This window comes from Marispirochaeta aestuarii (assembly GCF_002087085.1).
GTDB lineage: Bacteria > Spirochaetota > Spirochaetia > JC444 > Marispirochaetaceae > Marispirochaeta > Marispirochaeta aestuarii.
Genome location: NZ_MWQY01000005.1, coordinates 91,605 through 105,238, shown reverse-complemented (window position 1 = coordinate 105,238; position 13,634 = coordinate 91,605). Strand labels below are relative to the sequence as shown.

The window sequence follows — 13,634 nt, the reverse complement described above, 5'->3', positions numbered from 1 at the left end:
GGATACATGAGATATATGAATGAACAGATGAATACCCTGGTTCCGATTGTTGTTGAACAGACGGGCGTCGGGGAGCGCTCCTACGACATTTTCTCCCGGCTCTTAAAGGACCGGATTGTCTTTATAGATGGAGAGATTAACGATATCAGCGCCGACCTCGTCGTGGCACAGCTTCTGTTCCTCGAATCCCAGGATCCTGAACGGGATATCAGTCTCTACATCAACTCTCCAGGCGGATCGGTTACCGCCGGCCTGGCGATCTATGACACTATTCAGCATATAAAAGCGGATGTTCAGACCATCTGTCTTGGCCAGGCAGCCTCCATGGGGGCAATGCTCCTGACCTGCGGTACCGCCGGCAAGCGTTTTGCCCTGCCCTCCTCCCGTATCCTTATTCACCAGCCCTGGGGCGGTGTACAGGGACAGGCCTCCGATATCGGTATTCAGGCCCGGGAGATTGTACGGCTCAAGCGTATGCTCATCGAATACTTCAGTCAGCACACAGGAAAACCTGTTTCCGTAATAGAGAAGGATCTGGAGCGGGACTATTTTCTCTCAGCTCAGGAAGCTGTTGACTACGGTCTTGTGGACAGCGTTCTTATAAGGGGTGGAAATGGCAAAAACACGTAACGACGGACTGAAGGTATGCTCCTTCTGCGGTAAGAGCGCCGATATCGCCCGACGGCTCATTGCCGGGCCGGGGGTTTTTATATGTGACGAATGCGTCAATGTATGCAAAAAAATCCTCGACGAAGAGGAAGACGTCCTTACCTCCGAGTTTATCGATGATGTACCTACCCCCCAGGATATAAAAAGCTACCTGGATAACTATGTGATCGGTCAGGAAACGGCGAAAAAGGTTCTCTCCGTGGCCGTCTACAACCACTACCGCCGCATTACCCACAAGGGCATTATTGACGACGAGGTTGAGCTGGAAAAAGCCAATGTCCTCATGACCGGACCCACGGGTACCGGCAAGACCCTGCTGGCCAAGACTCTGGCCAAGAAACTCAAGGTGCCCTTTGCCATCGCCGACGCCACGACCCTTACCGAGGCGGGTTATGTGGGAGAAGATGTCGAAAATATTCTTCTCAAGCTGATCCAGAACGCCGGGAACAATATCGCCGCCGCTGAGCGGGGTATTATCTACATCGACGAAATCGACAAGATCTCCCGCAAGGGCGAAAACGCCTCCATTACCCGGGACGTCTCCGGCGAAGGGGTTCAGCAGGCCCTCCTCAAGATTATCGAGGGAACGGTTGCCTCCGTGCCCCCTCAGGGAGGCAGAAAGCATCCTAACCAGGAGATGCTCAAGATCGATACCAGCAACATCCTCTTTATCTGCGGAGGCGCCTTCGTCGGTCTGGACAAGATAATCGAATCCCGGACCCTGGAGCATCCCATGGGTTTCGGTGCCAATGTCCGTTCATCGGAAGATAAAGACCTGGCGGACCTCTACTCCAAGTTGCATCCCGACGATCTGATAAAGTTCGGTCTGATCCCCGAGTTTATCGGACGGCTCCCCATAACCGTGAACCTGACCAACCTTGAGAAAGAGGACCTCCGGCGTATCATAACCGAACCCAGGAACTCCATCGTCAAGCAGTATAAGTCCCTCATGAAGCTTGACGAGGTCGACCTTATTTTTACCGACGAAGCAATCGACGCTATCGCCCAGCAGGCCCTGGACCGCAAGACCGGTGCCCGGGGACTTCGTTCCATAGTCGAGAATATCATGATGGATATCATGTACGATATTCCCTCCATAAGCGGAGAGAAGAAGGTCGTAATCACCGGAGACGTAATCAGGGGCGAAGAAAAGCCGGAAATACTGCTTAACAGAAAAAGCGCATGAAGCTGAACAAACTGCCGATTTTTTCTCCGAAACAGGAGCTCCCTCTCATACCCATGAGGGAGCTTGTTGTTTTTCCCTACATGGTCATTCCCTTCTTTGCCGAAAAGGGCCCCAAAAACAAGGCCCTTGAGGCCGCGATGGCTTCGGACAGGATGGTCTTTTTCGCCTATCAGAAAAACCTGAACGAACCGCCGGAGGAGACTGATTATCACGAAACCGGTACGGTGGCGAAAATCCTTCAGATGCTCAAGCTTCCCGACGGGACTGTCAGGGTCCTTGCCGAGGGCAAACATCGGGCCCGGCTTACCCGGACCTTCGACAGAAAGGGCTACCCCACCGCCTCTTTTTCGCTTATCGAGTCCTCTGTGGAGCTGAATCCCACCATCGCGGCCCTGATGAATACCGTTCAGGATGCCTTCGGCGCCTACGGCACCATAAACAAGAAAATTCCCAAGGACTCCCAGGAAGACATCCGCAAGGCCGAGCATCCGGACAAGCTGGTGGATCTTGTGTGCGCCCATGTTCCCTTCAGGGTTGAAAAGAAGATCGAGCTGCTTTCATCTTCGGATCCGGAGGAGCGCCTGGAAATCCTCGCTGTAGCGCTGGAGGGAGAGAACCAGGTTCTTCAGATTCAGAGCAGGATTACCTCCAAGGTCAAGAAAAAGCTTGAACGAAACCAGCGCGAATACTTTCTCAATGAACAGCTCAAGGAGATCAACCGCGAACTCGGGCGGGACGACCAGGATTCCAGCGGCACCAATGAGCTGCTTACCCGCATCGAAGAACGTCAACCTCCCCAGGAGGTTCTGGACAAGGCCAAAAAAGAGTCAGCCCGCCTTGGCAAGCTGCAGCCCATGTCTCCGGAATCCGGTGTGCTCCGTACATATCTTGAATGGATCGCCGATCTTCCCTGGAGCTCCCGTTCGGAGGATAACCGCGATATAGAAGCGGCTGCGCGAATCCTCGATGAAGATCATTTCAACATGAAAAAACCCAAGGAACGTATCCTTGACTTTATCGCCGTCCGGCAGCTGAATCCCCGGCTCAAAGGGCCCATCCTCTGCTTTGTCGGTCCGCCGGGTACGGGTAAAACCTCTCTTGGCAAATCCGTCGCCCGGGCTCTGAACCGTGAGTTTATCCGCATATCCCTGGGGGGCGTGCGGGACGAGGCGGAAATCCGGGGCCACCGCAAAACCTATGTCGGCGCACTGCCGGGGAAAATCATCCAGGGGATGAAACGGGCGGAGAACATAAACCCGGTTTTCCTGCTCGATGAGATTGACAAGCTCAATTCCGACTTCCGGGGCGACCCCGCTTCCGCCATGCTGGAGGTTCTTGATCCGGAACAGAACAACTCCTTTGTCGACCATTATCTCGAGGTCCCCTATGACCTTTCGGAGGTCATGTTCATAACGACGGCCAACTCCACCCACTCGATTCCCTATCCCCTGCTTGACCGCATGGAAATCATCGAGGTTCCGGGGTATTCGGATTACGAAAAGGCGGAAATCGCCAAGCGTTTCATTGTTCCCAAGCAGCTGGAAGAGAACGGCCTCTCCTGGGCGGATGTGAAGTTTCAGGACAAGGCGCTTATGGAGATTATCAACTCCTACACCATGGAATCCGGGGTGCGAAACCTTGAGCGGGAAATCGCCACGGTAATACGGAAAACCGCCAGGGAAGCCGTAAAAGGCGGTTATACCCGGGAAGAAAAACGGGAACAGGAGCATTTTACCGTCCAGATCACTCCAAAAAAAGTACGTTCCTACCTTGGCCAGCCCAGGTACCAGCGGAATGACCTTCACAAGGAGCGGCGGGCCGGTATAGCCCTGGGCCTGGCCTGGACTGAGATGGGCGGCACCCTGCTTCCCGTGGAGGTCGGCGTTTTTGAAGGCTCGGGGGAACTGATTCTGACCGGCAGTCTGGGAGACGTCATGAAGGAGTCAGCCCGTGCTGCCCTCTCCTTCCTGAGGACCCATGCTGAAGAACTTGGTCTCGACACCGCTTTCGCGAAGGAACGGGACATTCATATCCACGTGCCCGAAGGGGCCATACCCAAGGATGGTCCTTCCGCCGGTATAACCCTTACCTCGGCAATGCTGAGTGCCTTCACCGGCCATCTGATACGGGAAGGGATCGCCATGACCGGAGAGATAACCCTTACCGGACTCATGCTTCCCATTGGAGGGGTCAAGGAAAAAGTCCTGGCCGCCTACCGCAACGACCTTAACGAGGTGCTTCTGCCGGAACGGAACCGGAAGGATGCCCTGGATCTTCCCCGGGAAGTAACGGGTAAACTGAAACTGAGGTACGCATCTTCCATCCGGGAGGCCCTGGGTATCCTTTTTACCGAGTACAGTGAGTAAGAGCCGGTTTTATTGCTTGATTTTCACGATATCGGCTATGTATAATACTGAGAGAACAGGAGGTTCTATTGTGAAAAAACAACTCGTCCTTGTTATCGCCGTGTTACTCCTGACGCTGTTTGCCGTCTCTGCGGTGGCGGATGAATCAGAATTCTTCTTTAAATCCCTTCCCATCACCAGGGTATACGCCCACCGTGACGGTTACAGAATTATCTATCGGCGTACCAACATGGAACTTGCTGATATGTATGTTCCGGTAGATTGGTTTCAGTACGAACCGGGAGCAGGAAACAGAGGGAAAGGAGAACTCGTCATGGACGAAAATCCGGCTTTTCCCTATTTTTCCATTTTCTGGAAAAACGGCGAGTTCAGCCATGTCCGGCTGTATCTGCGGGAAGATAAAAATCATCTGAGCTGGGGGATAATGCGGAATCCGGAAGCCTATGCCGACCGCTTTGATGTTGAGACTCTTGACGACCTGCAATTCTGATCCGTTTTGACTGACAACCTGGCAGGAATGCGCGAAGCCGTCGGCGCGGAGGATGTTGACGGCTGGCTGTTTTACGGTTTCCAGCACCGCGACCCCCTGGCGGAGGACCTTCTCGGACTCCCGAAGGATGCGGTCAACACGCGGCGCTGGTTTTATATTCTTTTTTCCGACCCTGAGCGATGCATAAAAATCACCCATGCCGTGGAGAAAAACTACCTTTCAGGCCTTCCCGGCACTGAGCACGTCTATACTTCCCTTTCCGAACTGAAGAGTCTCCTGAAGAAGTACGATGGCCTCTACCTGGCAGCCCAGTTCTCTCCGGAGCTGTCCATTTTCTCCTTTCTTGATCATGGAACGGCCCTGCTCCTGAAGGAGGCCGGTATAAGCATCTCCTCGTCGGGAACCCTCATTCAGAAGGTCAAAGGGCTCCTGAAGGACGCTGACATAGCCTCCCACGAGCGGAGTGCAGCTCATCTGTACAAAATTGTATCCGTCTGCCGGGAACGTCTTTCCACCGCCCTCGCCGGCGGAAACAGGTGCAGCGAAGGGGATATTCAGAGCTGGATTCTGGAGGAGTTCAATAAGCGGGGACTCGTATACAACCATCCGCCTATTGTAGCCGCCGGGAAAAACTCCAGGGACCCCCATTACATGCCGCAAAACGGCGGGGCCGGAATAGAAAAGGATATGCCTGTTCAGCTGGACCTCTGGGCTAAGGAGAAGACCCCCGGCGCCGTGTACGCGGACATCTCCTGGGTACTATTTACCGGGAAGGAAGTTCCTGAAGGAATATCTTCCGCTTTTTCCGCAATAAAAAACGCCAGGGACGGAGTTGTCGATTTTCTTAAGAATGAGCTTCCCCGCCGCAGGGTTTCCGGCGCGGAGGCGGACGAGACCGCGCGAAAGATTCTTATAGAATCGGGTTTCCAGAGGGGCATACGTCATCGTACCGGACATGGAATAGACACCGAGCCCCACGGATACGGCGTCAACCTTGACAGCGTCGAGTTCCCCGATACACGGCCCTTTATGGAAGGATCCTGCTTCTCCGTGGAGCCTGGATTATACCTGGAGGAGTTCGGGCTGCGGACCGAGATAAACGTATACATAAAAAACGGGGTTCCCGTAATATCCGGCGGTCCGGTTCAGCAGAACCTAACGGTTCTATTTTAAGAAGCCACAAGGACAGCTATGATCAACCCTTCAGATAATAAAGGCTATGTACCCCCAGGAGAGATTCTCGATTTTTTCCGCAGCCACCGGAATTTCCTGATCCTGGGACATACCGAACCCGACGGAGACTGCCTCGGCTCTCAGCTGGCCCTGGCGGAATTTCTTATTTCCAGGGGCTGGTCCGCTCAGCTCTACTCCCCGGGACCTTTTTCCAGGCCTGAGATTGAAGACCTGGCTCCGCGCTTCCAGAAACGAATACCGGATCCTGAGAAAAACAATCCCCGGGGAGATACTGCAGTTGTTGTTCTGGACTGCTCGACCCCGGACAGACTTGGGGATCTGAAAGATGACATAGAAGGCCTGCCGCTTTGCGTTATCGATCATCATGCCTCGGGGACTCTCTTCGGCGATCTCCGATGGGTGGATTCCTCGTGCCCCGCCGTCACCCTGATGATTCAGGGACTGATAGAAAGCTTTGAAACACCCATCGAGTCCGGTGCCGCAGGACAGCTCTTTTTCGGTCTTGCAACGGATACCGGGTTTTTCCGCCACCTCAGCGAAAACGGCGCACCCGCCTTCAGGAGCGCATCAAGACTCATTGAAGCGGGGGCTTCTCCAAAAAAGACCTTCGCAAGAATGTACGGTAACCGTCCATTCTCATCCAGAGTACTCCTGGGAAGGATGCTTGAACGGGCCCGTCCGCTGTCGGAAGGAAGGCTTATCTATACCTGGGAATCCCTGAAGGATCTGGAGGAACTGGGTCCGGCAGCCAGGGATTCCGATATGCTGTATCAGCTCCTTCTTGGCACCAGAGGCTGCGAAGCGGCAGCTGTAATACGTGAAGAAGGGCCGGGCCGCTGCAGTGCGGGGCTCAGGTCGCTTTACGATCTCGATGTCGGGGCAATTGCCTCCGGTTTCGGCGGCGGGGGGCATCAGAAAGCAGCAGGCTTCAGCTTTACCGGGAAACGGGAAGAGCTTGAACTCAGACTTCTTCCACTTCTGGATAAGGCGATGAAATCCTCCGGCTGAAGGGCAAAATCTTCTGGACTTTTCTGATAATATTTATAATCTTTAACCATCACATATGCACCATTCAAGGAGGCACTATGGCAAAAACCCTGCTGGACAAGGTCTGGGAACATCATCTTGTACGTACCCTGCCTTCAGGACAGGATCAGCTGCTGATCGGGCTGCACCTTATTCACGAGGTAACATCTCCCCAGGCCTTCGACATGCTTCGGACCATGGGGCTGGGTGTCAAGTTTCCCGGAAGAACCTTTGCAACCGTCGATCATATTGTACCGACCAGGGACCAGCAGCGCCCCTTCCAGGATGAACTGGCCGAGAAGATGATGGCCGAGCTGGAAAAGAACACAGATGAGTTCGGTATCACCTTTTTCAACCTCAAATCCGGCCGCCAGGGAATCGTTCACATTGTCGGGCCCGAAATGGGACTGACCCAGCCGGGGATGACCATCGCCTGCGGTGATTCCCATACCTCCACCCACGGGGCCTTCGGTTCCATCGCCTTCGGAATCGGCACATCCCAGATCCGGGACATCCTTGCCTCAGGAACCATGGCCATATCGAAGCCCAAGATCCGTCGAATCAGGATCGACGGAAAACTCGGTCCGGGAGTCTATGCCAAGGATATAATCCTCCGCATTATCCGTGACCTGGGCGTCAAGGGAGGTCTGGGCTACGCCTACGAGTATGCCGGCGAGGCCATCGAAGCCCTCAGCATGGAAGAGCGGATGACAATCTGCAACATGAGCATAGAAGGCGGAGCACGCTTCGGTTACGTGAATCCCGACGCCACTACCTTCGATTATATAAAGGGACGTCCCTACGCCCCCAAAGATTTCTCCGAAGCTGTACAACGCTGGCAGAGCTACGCCTCGGATGCCGATGCCACCTATGACGATGAGTACCTGATAGACGGCGGAAGCATTGCGCCCATGGTGACCTGGGGAATAAACCCCGGGCAGGCCCTCGAAGTTGACCGCCCCCTTCCCGATCCCGATGGGATGAGCCGGGATGAGCGGGAGGTCGCCGCACGGGCCTATGAGCATATGGGGTTTCGTCCCGGAAACGCCATAAAGGGTACCCCCATAGATGTGGCATTTCTCGGCTCCTGCACCAACGGCCGAATAAGCGACCTGCGGGAGGCCGCGGCCATTGTCAAGGGCAGGAGGATTGCATCAAAGGTGCGGGGCATGGTTGTCCCGGGTTCCATGAGCATCGCCCGACAGGCTGAAGCCGAGGGTCTGGACAGGATTTTTACCCAGGCTGGATTCGAGTGGCGGGGAGCCGGCTGTTCGATGTGTCTTGCCATGAATCCTGACAAACTCCGGGGTCCGGAGATTTCCGCCAGCTCTTCGAACCGCAATTTCATCGGCCGCCAGGGATCTCCCAGCGGGCGCACCCTGCTGATGAGCCCGGCAATGGTAGCCGCCGCAGCCCTGGCCGGGCAGGTGGTAGATATCCGTGAGAGTCTTTAATCAAGGGAGCTGAACAGATGAAGAAGATTACATCCATTTCCGGCAAAGCCCTGCCGATCCAGGGCAACGATATAGATACGGACCGTGTTATTCCGGCACGCTACATGAAGAGTGTGACCTTCTCGGGCCTGGGGGCCTACGCCTTCTACGACGAACGCTACGACGAAGAGGGAAAACCGAAGGATCATCCCATGAACAGCCCCCGCTACACGGGTGCATCAATCATGGTGGTAAACAAAAACTTCGGCTGCGGATCTTCCCGGGAACACGCCCCCCAGGCCCTGAGGGATTTCGGTATCGGCGCTCTTGTGGGGGAATCCTTTGCAGAGATATTTGCCGGAAACTGCAGCGCCCTGGGAATGCCGACAGTCACGGTATCCGAAGAGGCTGCGCTTCAGCTTCAAAAACTGGTGGCCGCAGATCCGGGAATCGAAATACAGATCGACCTCGAAAACATGACAATCAGAGCAGGGGACTATCAGGTCGAAGCCTCAATGCCGGAAACCTATCGCAGGGCGATGCTGGACGGAAGCTGGGATTCGACCTCGCTGCTTCTTCAGGCAAAGGACGAGATTGAGAAGGTGGAAGGCTCCCTGCACTACTCCTTCACCTAGGATCCGGATACAGCCGACTAAAAGGATGAGTCGTAGGCCCGGTTGATAATTTCTTCGGCTTCCCTGTCAAAACCCAGGTCCCGGGCGACGTCCAGAAGGGTATAGCGGTTGCGAAGGAAGCGGACATTATTGAGTCCGAAGCGCCCGCGTTCCCTGTCGATTCCAAGGGACCCCAGATCCAGGGGAAGTCCGGCTTTATACAGACCTTCAAGACCCTCTTCTGCGGTATCGAGGAAGGATGTATATATATTCTTCAGCTCATATCTCAGGGGCACAAGCTTCTCCACCCTGTTTGCATGCCCCTGCGGACTGTTGTCCCGTTCTTTCAGCTCCCTTGCCAGTTTTATCCTGGTTTTTTCGGAAAGCCAGGGAGCATCAGGAAGAGCTGCAGCACCGGCAAAGAGCTGCCGAGCCCGTTCCAGGTTCGGATCAGAACCGGTAATCAGGGCAAGAATTTCGCGGTAGGCGGAAATAACAAAACGGGAGGCCGCGGCTACCAGAACGCCGTGCAGGTCCCATTCCCGGTTCTTCACCAGATGCTCCATCTCCCAGAAGTGTGCCAGAATATGTTCCGTCGACGAAGCGGGGCGTGAGCTTTTCAGACTCTGCATTATGAGACCGGATGTCAGCAGGGCATCTGCGGCATTCGTACATCCCCTTTCTGATCCGGAGAGAATGCTGTCGATATCCCTGAGGGCCAGACTGGCGGATCCTGAGGCAAAATTCGCCGCATCTTCGTTAAAAAACTCTCCCGTAACCATGGAACTCATGCGCCAGTCGGGGACGGCAATGAACTTTCCCGCCATGTCTCCAAGCCCGGAGAGGGTCAAACGCCGGGGCGCCTCCGCAAGAATCCGCAGATCGCAGAATACGGCCTCCGTCGGTCTGGTGGGAAGGGACTCATGATACCCCTCCACCCGGATGGCGGCAGTACCCGAGGTAAAGGCATCCACGGAGGCGGCTGTCATCAGGCACCAGTTGTCGATTCCGGCCTCGAAGGCGGCCTGCTTCGCACAATCGCTGATAACGCCGCTGCCGATACCCACTATACGCTTTACCTTTCTTTCCTCAGCTTCCCGGGCAATCTCCTTTACCAGTTCGAGGCTGGGAAGAGGATTTGCCGGCAACCGGTAAAGAGGATCTCCCCGGGTTTCCAGGTCTCCCGGGTTCAGATAGGCGGATACGGCTTTTTCCGTATCGGGATCCAGCAGTATAAGGGAAGGCCCGGCACTTTCGGAAAGTTTCCGCTGCAGATGCAACACGGCATCGGAAGAAATCAGGATTTCAGGGCACACATCGAGGGGATGTACCTCGAGATAGCGTTGATAATAGCTCATAGACCCTCCACCTTTCTGATTACCATAGAGGCGATTCTTTTTCAATCAAGGGAGGGGGAAAATACTGTCGGGCATCCTCAAATTTTCAGAGGCGCCCTTTATTTTATTTATCTCCCTGTATTTAGCCCTCTCTGTTATAATAATGACAGAGAAGGAGACGACATTGAAAAATTCCGGTATGCCCGCCGGGCAGGACAGCCGTAAAGGCATTATAAGCTGGTCCCTCTATGATTGGGGAAACAGCGCCTTTGCAACCACGGTTATGGGAGGATTCTTTCCTCTCTTTTTCAAGGCTTACTGGTCGGACCCCGCGAATCCCCAGGCCAGCACCTTTTATCTCGGCTCATCGGTGTCAATCGCATCCATTATTGTGGCCCTCTCGGCTCCGATCCTCGGAGCCATAGCTGACAAAGGTTCCCTGAAAAAACGTATGCTCTTTGCTTTTGCGTATCTCGGTATTCTGTCCACCGGAGCCCTCTGGTTTGTCAGGCAGGGCAACTGGCAGCTTGCCGCTGTTCTTTATATTCTGGGTACCGTAGGATTTTCCGGGGGTAATATTTTTTACGATGCTCTCCTTGTAAGCGTGGCATCCCGCAAAAAGGTGGATTACGTATCCTCCCTGGGATTTGCCCTGGGTTACATCGGAGGCGGGCTGCTTTTTCTCGTAAATGTAATCATGTTCCAGAGACCCGAGCTCTTCGGTATTCCCGATGGGAACACCGCCATACGCCTCGCCTTTCTCTCCGTTGCCCTCTGGTGGGCACTCTTTTCCCTTCCGCTTTTTCTATTTGTTCCCGAGCCTCGTACCGGAAAACGGGAGGGTTTTTCATCCGCTGTGGTCAGAGGCTGGAGGCAGATCAGGGAGACTATCAACCACATACGCCACCTGAAGGTGGTGGGACTGTTCCTGCTGGCCTACTGGTTCTATATAGACGGAGTGGACACAATAATCCGCATGTCCGTGGATTACGGGAGCTCCCTGGGCTTCAGCGGCGGGGCATTGATAACCGCCCTCCTTATGGTCCAGTTTATCGCCTTTCCCGGGGCCCTGCTCTACAATCTTTTTGCCCGCAAGGTGGGAATAAAACGGGCCATAATAACAGCCATCTTTGCCTACTGCATGATCGCGGTGCTCGGATATTTCATGAAGACGGAGGCCCACTTCTTCATGCTGGCCGCTCTGGTGGGACTTTTTCAGGGCGGTATTCAGGCCCTGAGCAGAAGCTTCTACTCCCGCATTATTCCGGAAAAAAGGGCCGGAGAGTTCTACGGTTTCTTTAACATGCTTGGAAAATTTGCCGCCGTCCTGGGCCCCTTCATGATGGGAAGCGTTACCATCCTTACCGGGAGCAACCGTCTGGGGATTCTTTCCATCATTCTTCTCTTTCTGGCCGGGGGCATCCTCTTTGCCCGGGTCGACCAGCAGGAGGGAGAACGCATGGCCGAGGAGTACCTGGAATAGGAGCTACAGGTACTCGAGAATCTCGGTGCCGTGATCTGCAGGACTGACCTTCGGAAAGACCTTCAGGACTTTCCGGTTCTCATCGAGAATGAAGGTCGACCGGAGTATACCCTCGTAGCTCTTTCCGTACATCTTTTTCTCTCCCCAGGCGCCGAAACGCTTCAGAACCGTTTTATCAGGATCGCTGAGAAGAATGAAAGGAAGATCGTACTTCTTTTTAAAGTTTCCATGGGACTTTACCGAATCTGTGCTGATCCCCAGAACCACCGCCCCCCTGTCAAGGATGGCGTCGTAGTTGTCCCGGAAACTGCAGGCCTCCCTGGTGCAGCCCGGGGTGTTGTCCTTCGGATAAAAATAAACCACAACTTTTTTACCGGAAAAATCAGAGAGGGATACATCCTTGCCTTCGCTGTCCTGCAGGCTGAAATCCTCCATTATCGTGCCTTCTTCGACCATAACCTCTCCTTGCAGCAGTTTTTATTTCGATTTAAAATTACCCAGCCTGTACAGGGAGGGCAAGATTATTTATTAACAAAATAATGAATATTTCTCTTTTTTCTCCAGAAACTGGCATCTTCCCCGCTTGATTCAATGACTGTTATCCGGGTATTTTTAGCGGAGATAAGAAGGAGTATATATGGCGATTTCCCGCAAGATCCTGTCCACAATGGAGAAATCATCCTGGATTCGACGCATGTTCGAAGCCGGGGCAAAATTGAAAGCAGAACATGGTAATGACAATGTCTTTGATTTCAGTCTCGGCAATCCCAATCTTGAGCCGCCACGGGAATTTCAGGAAGCCCTGTCTCGTCAGGCAGCGGAAACCTCCTCAGGACTCCACTCCTATATGCCCAATGCGGGATACCCTGCTGTACGGGAGAAGGTTGCGGCTTATATAAGCGGTGAATACGGAATTCCCCTGGATGCAGGTAACGTGATCATGACCGTGGGAGCCGGCGGAGCCCTGAATGTCGCCCTCAAATCCCTTATAAACCATGGGGATTACATTCTCTGCCCCAGCCCCTACTTTATGGAGTACCAGTTTTACTGCGACAACCATGGGGGAATCCTCAATACCGTCCCCACGGGTCCCGATTTTCTACCCAACATCGAACGTCTGGCCGAAGAGATCGGTCCCCGAACTGCGGCACTTATCATAAATTTTCCCAATAACCCCACCGGTACGGTCTATACCCAGGAGTATCTGGACCGCCTGGGCGAAATGCTTACCGCCAGGAGCCGGGAGATAAACAGGACCATCTATCTTATATCCGATGAACCCTACCGCAAGATTGTCTACGGGGAGGTCGAACCCGGCAGCGTTTTCAAGGCCTATCCCCACAGCCTGATAGCGACATCCTACTCCAAGGACCTTTCGATACCCGGGGAACGTATCGGCTGGCTTGCTATACATCCTGAAGCCGAGGATATGAAAAACCTGGTAAATGCGGCAATCCTCTGCAACAGGATACTGGGCTACGTCAATGCCCCGGCCTTTATGCAGCGTATCGTGGGAGAACTCCAGGGGGTCAGTGCCGACATAGAGGTATACCGACGAAAACGCGACATGATCTGCGATGTTCTCGCAGATGCGGGTTACGAGTTCACCAGACCCGCCGGGACCTTTTACCTCTTTCCCAAGGCACCGGGAGGCGATGATCTAAGGCTTGTCCAGGCACTGCAGCAGGAACGCATTCTTACCGTACCGGGCCGCGGTTTCGGACGGGAAGGTTTCTTCCGCATCGCCTTCTGCGTCGATGATGCCACGATAGAAGGTTCGGCGGAGGGGTTCAAAAAGGTGCTTCGCCAGTTTAAGTAAAAGTAATGTAACTTCAG

General features: G+C 54.2%; 12 protein-coding genes. 10 read left to right on the top strand and 2 right to left on the bottom strand.

Features of this window, described 5'->3' with window-relative positions:
• Positions 1 to 15 precede the first annotated feature (15 nt).
• The 8 genes from clpP to leuD all read left to right on the top strand — a co-directional run bounded on the left by clpP (position 16) and on the right by leuD (position 8,999).
• Positions 16 to 630, top strand: a complete 615-nt coding sequence (clpP, locus tag B4O97_RS05695) for an ATP-dependent Clp endopeptidase proteolytic subunit ClpP (protein ID WP_083049091.1) — start codon at positions 16 to 18, stop codon at positions 628 to 630.
• On the top strand, positions 614 to 1,855 hold the full coding sequence (clpX, locus tag B4O97_RS05690) for an ATP-dependent Clp protease ATP-binding subunit ClpX (protein WP_083049089.1): 1,242 nt from the start codon (positions 614 to 616) through the stop codon (positions 1,853 to 1,855). Before clpP ends, clpX begins: the two co-directional genes overlap by 17 nt.
• Positions 1,852 to 4,221 (top strand): endopeptidase La, encoded by a 2,370-nt coding sequence (gene lon / locus B4O97_RS05685; RefSeq protein WP_083049088.1) that lies wholly within the window; start codon positions 1,852 to 1,854, stop codon positions 4,219 to 4,221. Before clpX ends, lon begins: the two co-directional genes overlap by 4 nt.
• A gap of 70 nt (positions 4,222 to 4,291) precedes the next feature.
• Positions 4,292 to 4,711 carry a hypothetical protein gene (locus B4O97_RS05680; protein ID WP_083049086.1) on the top strand — a complete coding sequence of 140 codons (420 nt, stop codon included), beginning with the start codon at positions 4,292 to 4,294 and terminating at the stop codon, positions 4,709 to 4,711.
• A 6-nt stretch (positions 4,712 to 4,717) separates the two neighbouring features.
• Complete coding sequence (locus tag B4O97_RS05675; protein ID WP_143305559.1) at positions 4,718 to 5,884, top strand: M24 family metallopeptidase; 1,167 nt, start codon at positions 4,718 to 4,720, stop codon at positions 5,882 to 5,884.
• 18 nt (positions 5,885 to 5,902) lie between these two features.
• Entirely contained in the window at positions 5,903 to 6,913 is a 1,011-nt protein-coding gene (locus B4O97_RS05670) for a DHH family phosphoesterase (RefSeq protein ID WP_083049083.1), read from the top strand.
• A 77-nt stretch (positions 6,914 to 6,990) separates the two neighbouring features.
• Positions 6,991 to 8,385, top strand: a complete 1,395-nt coding sequence (gene leuC, locus B4O97_RS05665) for a 3-isopropylmalate dehydratase large subunit (protein WP_083049081.1) — start codon at positions 6,991 to 6,993, stop codon at positions 8,383 to 8,385.
• A 17-nt stretch (positions 8,386 to 8,402) separates the two neighbouring features.
• A complete protein-coding gene (leuD, locus tag B4O97_RS05660) occupies positions 8,403 to 8,999 on the top strand; it encodes a 3-isopropylmalate dehydratase small subunit (RefSeq protein ID WP_083049080.1) in 597 nt (198 codons plus the stop codon).
• A gap of 17 nt (positions 9,000 to 9,016) precedes the next feature.
• On the opposite strand, the gene B4O97_RS05655 is transcribed toward leuD, so the two are convergent.
• Positions 9,017 to 10,336: an iron-containing alcohol dehydrogenase gene (locus B4O97_RS05655; RefSeq protein WP_083049078.1), complete on the bottom strand. Its 1,320-nt coding sequence runs from the start codon at positions 10,334 to 10,336 to the stop codon at positions 9,017 to 9,019.
• A 163-nt stretch (positions 10,337 to 10,499) separates the two neighbouring features.
• Between B4O97_RS05655 and B4O97_RS05650 the strand changes: the two genes are divergently transcribed.
• On the top strand, positions 10,500 to 11,798 hold the full coding sequence (locus tag B4O97_RS05650; protein WP_233142949.1) for an MFS transporter: 1,299 nt from the start codon (positions 10,500 to 10,502) through the stop codon (positions 11,796 to 11,798).
• 3 nt (positions 11,799 to 11,801) lie between these two features.
• Here the strand turns inward: B4O97_RS05650 and bcp are convergent, their stop codons facing one another.
• Positions 11,802 to 12,254, bottom strand: coding sequence for a thioredoxin-dependent thiol peroxidase (bcp, locus tag B4O97_RS05645; RefSeq protein WP_083049076.1), 453 nt, complete (start codon positions 12,252 to 12,254; stop codon positions 11,802 to 11,804).
• A 181-nt stretch (positions 12,255 to 12,435) separates the two neighbouring features.
• Between bcp and B4O97_RS05640 the strand changes: the two genes are divergently transcribed.
• Complete coding sequence (locus tag B4O97_RS05640; protein WP_083049075.1) at positions 12,436 to 13,617, top strand: pyridoxal phosphate-dependent aminotransferase; 1,182 nt, start codon at positions 12,436 to 12,438, stop codon at positions 13,615 to 13,617.
• Positions 13,618 to 13,634: the final 17 nt, after the last annotated feature.

Bases quoted from the DNA above. Each gene is read 5' to 3' on its own strand.
- B4O97_RS05655 (WP_083049078.1), bottom strand. From the start codon at position 10,336: ATGAGCTATTATCAACGCTATCTCGAGGTACATCCCCTCGATGTGTGC.
- B4O97_RS05640 (WP_083049075.1), top strand. From the start codon at position 12,436: ATGGCGATTTCCCGCAAGATCCTGTCCACAATGGAGAAATCATCCTGG.
- clpP (WP_083049091.1), top strand. From the start codon at position 16: ATGAATGAACAGATGAATACCCTGGTTCCGATTGTTGTTGAACAGACG.
- lon (WP_083049088.1), top strand. From the start codon at position 1,852: ATGAAGCTGAACAAACTGCCGATTTTTTCTCCGAAACAGGAGCTCCCT.
- bcp (WP_083049076.1), bottom strand. From the start codon at position 12,254: ATGGTCGAAGAAGGCACGATAATGGAGGATTTCAGCCTGCAGGACAGC.
- leuD (WP_083049080.1), top strand. From the start codon at position 8,403: ATGAAGAAGATTACATCCATTTCCGGCAAAGCCCTGCCGATCCAGGGC.
- leuC (WP_083049081.1), top strand. From the start codon at position 6,991: ATGGCAAAAACCCTGCTGGACAAGGTCTGGGAACATCATCTTGTACGT.
- clpX (WP_083049089.1), top strand. From the start codon at position 614: ATGGCAAAAACACGTAACGACGGACTGAAGGTATGCTCCTTCTGCGGT.
- B4O97_RS05670 (WP_083049083.1), top strand. From the start codon at position 5,903: ATGATCAACCCTTCAGATAATAAAGGCTATGTACCCCCAGGAGAGATT.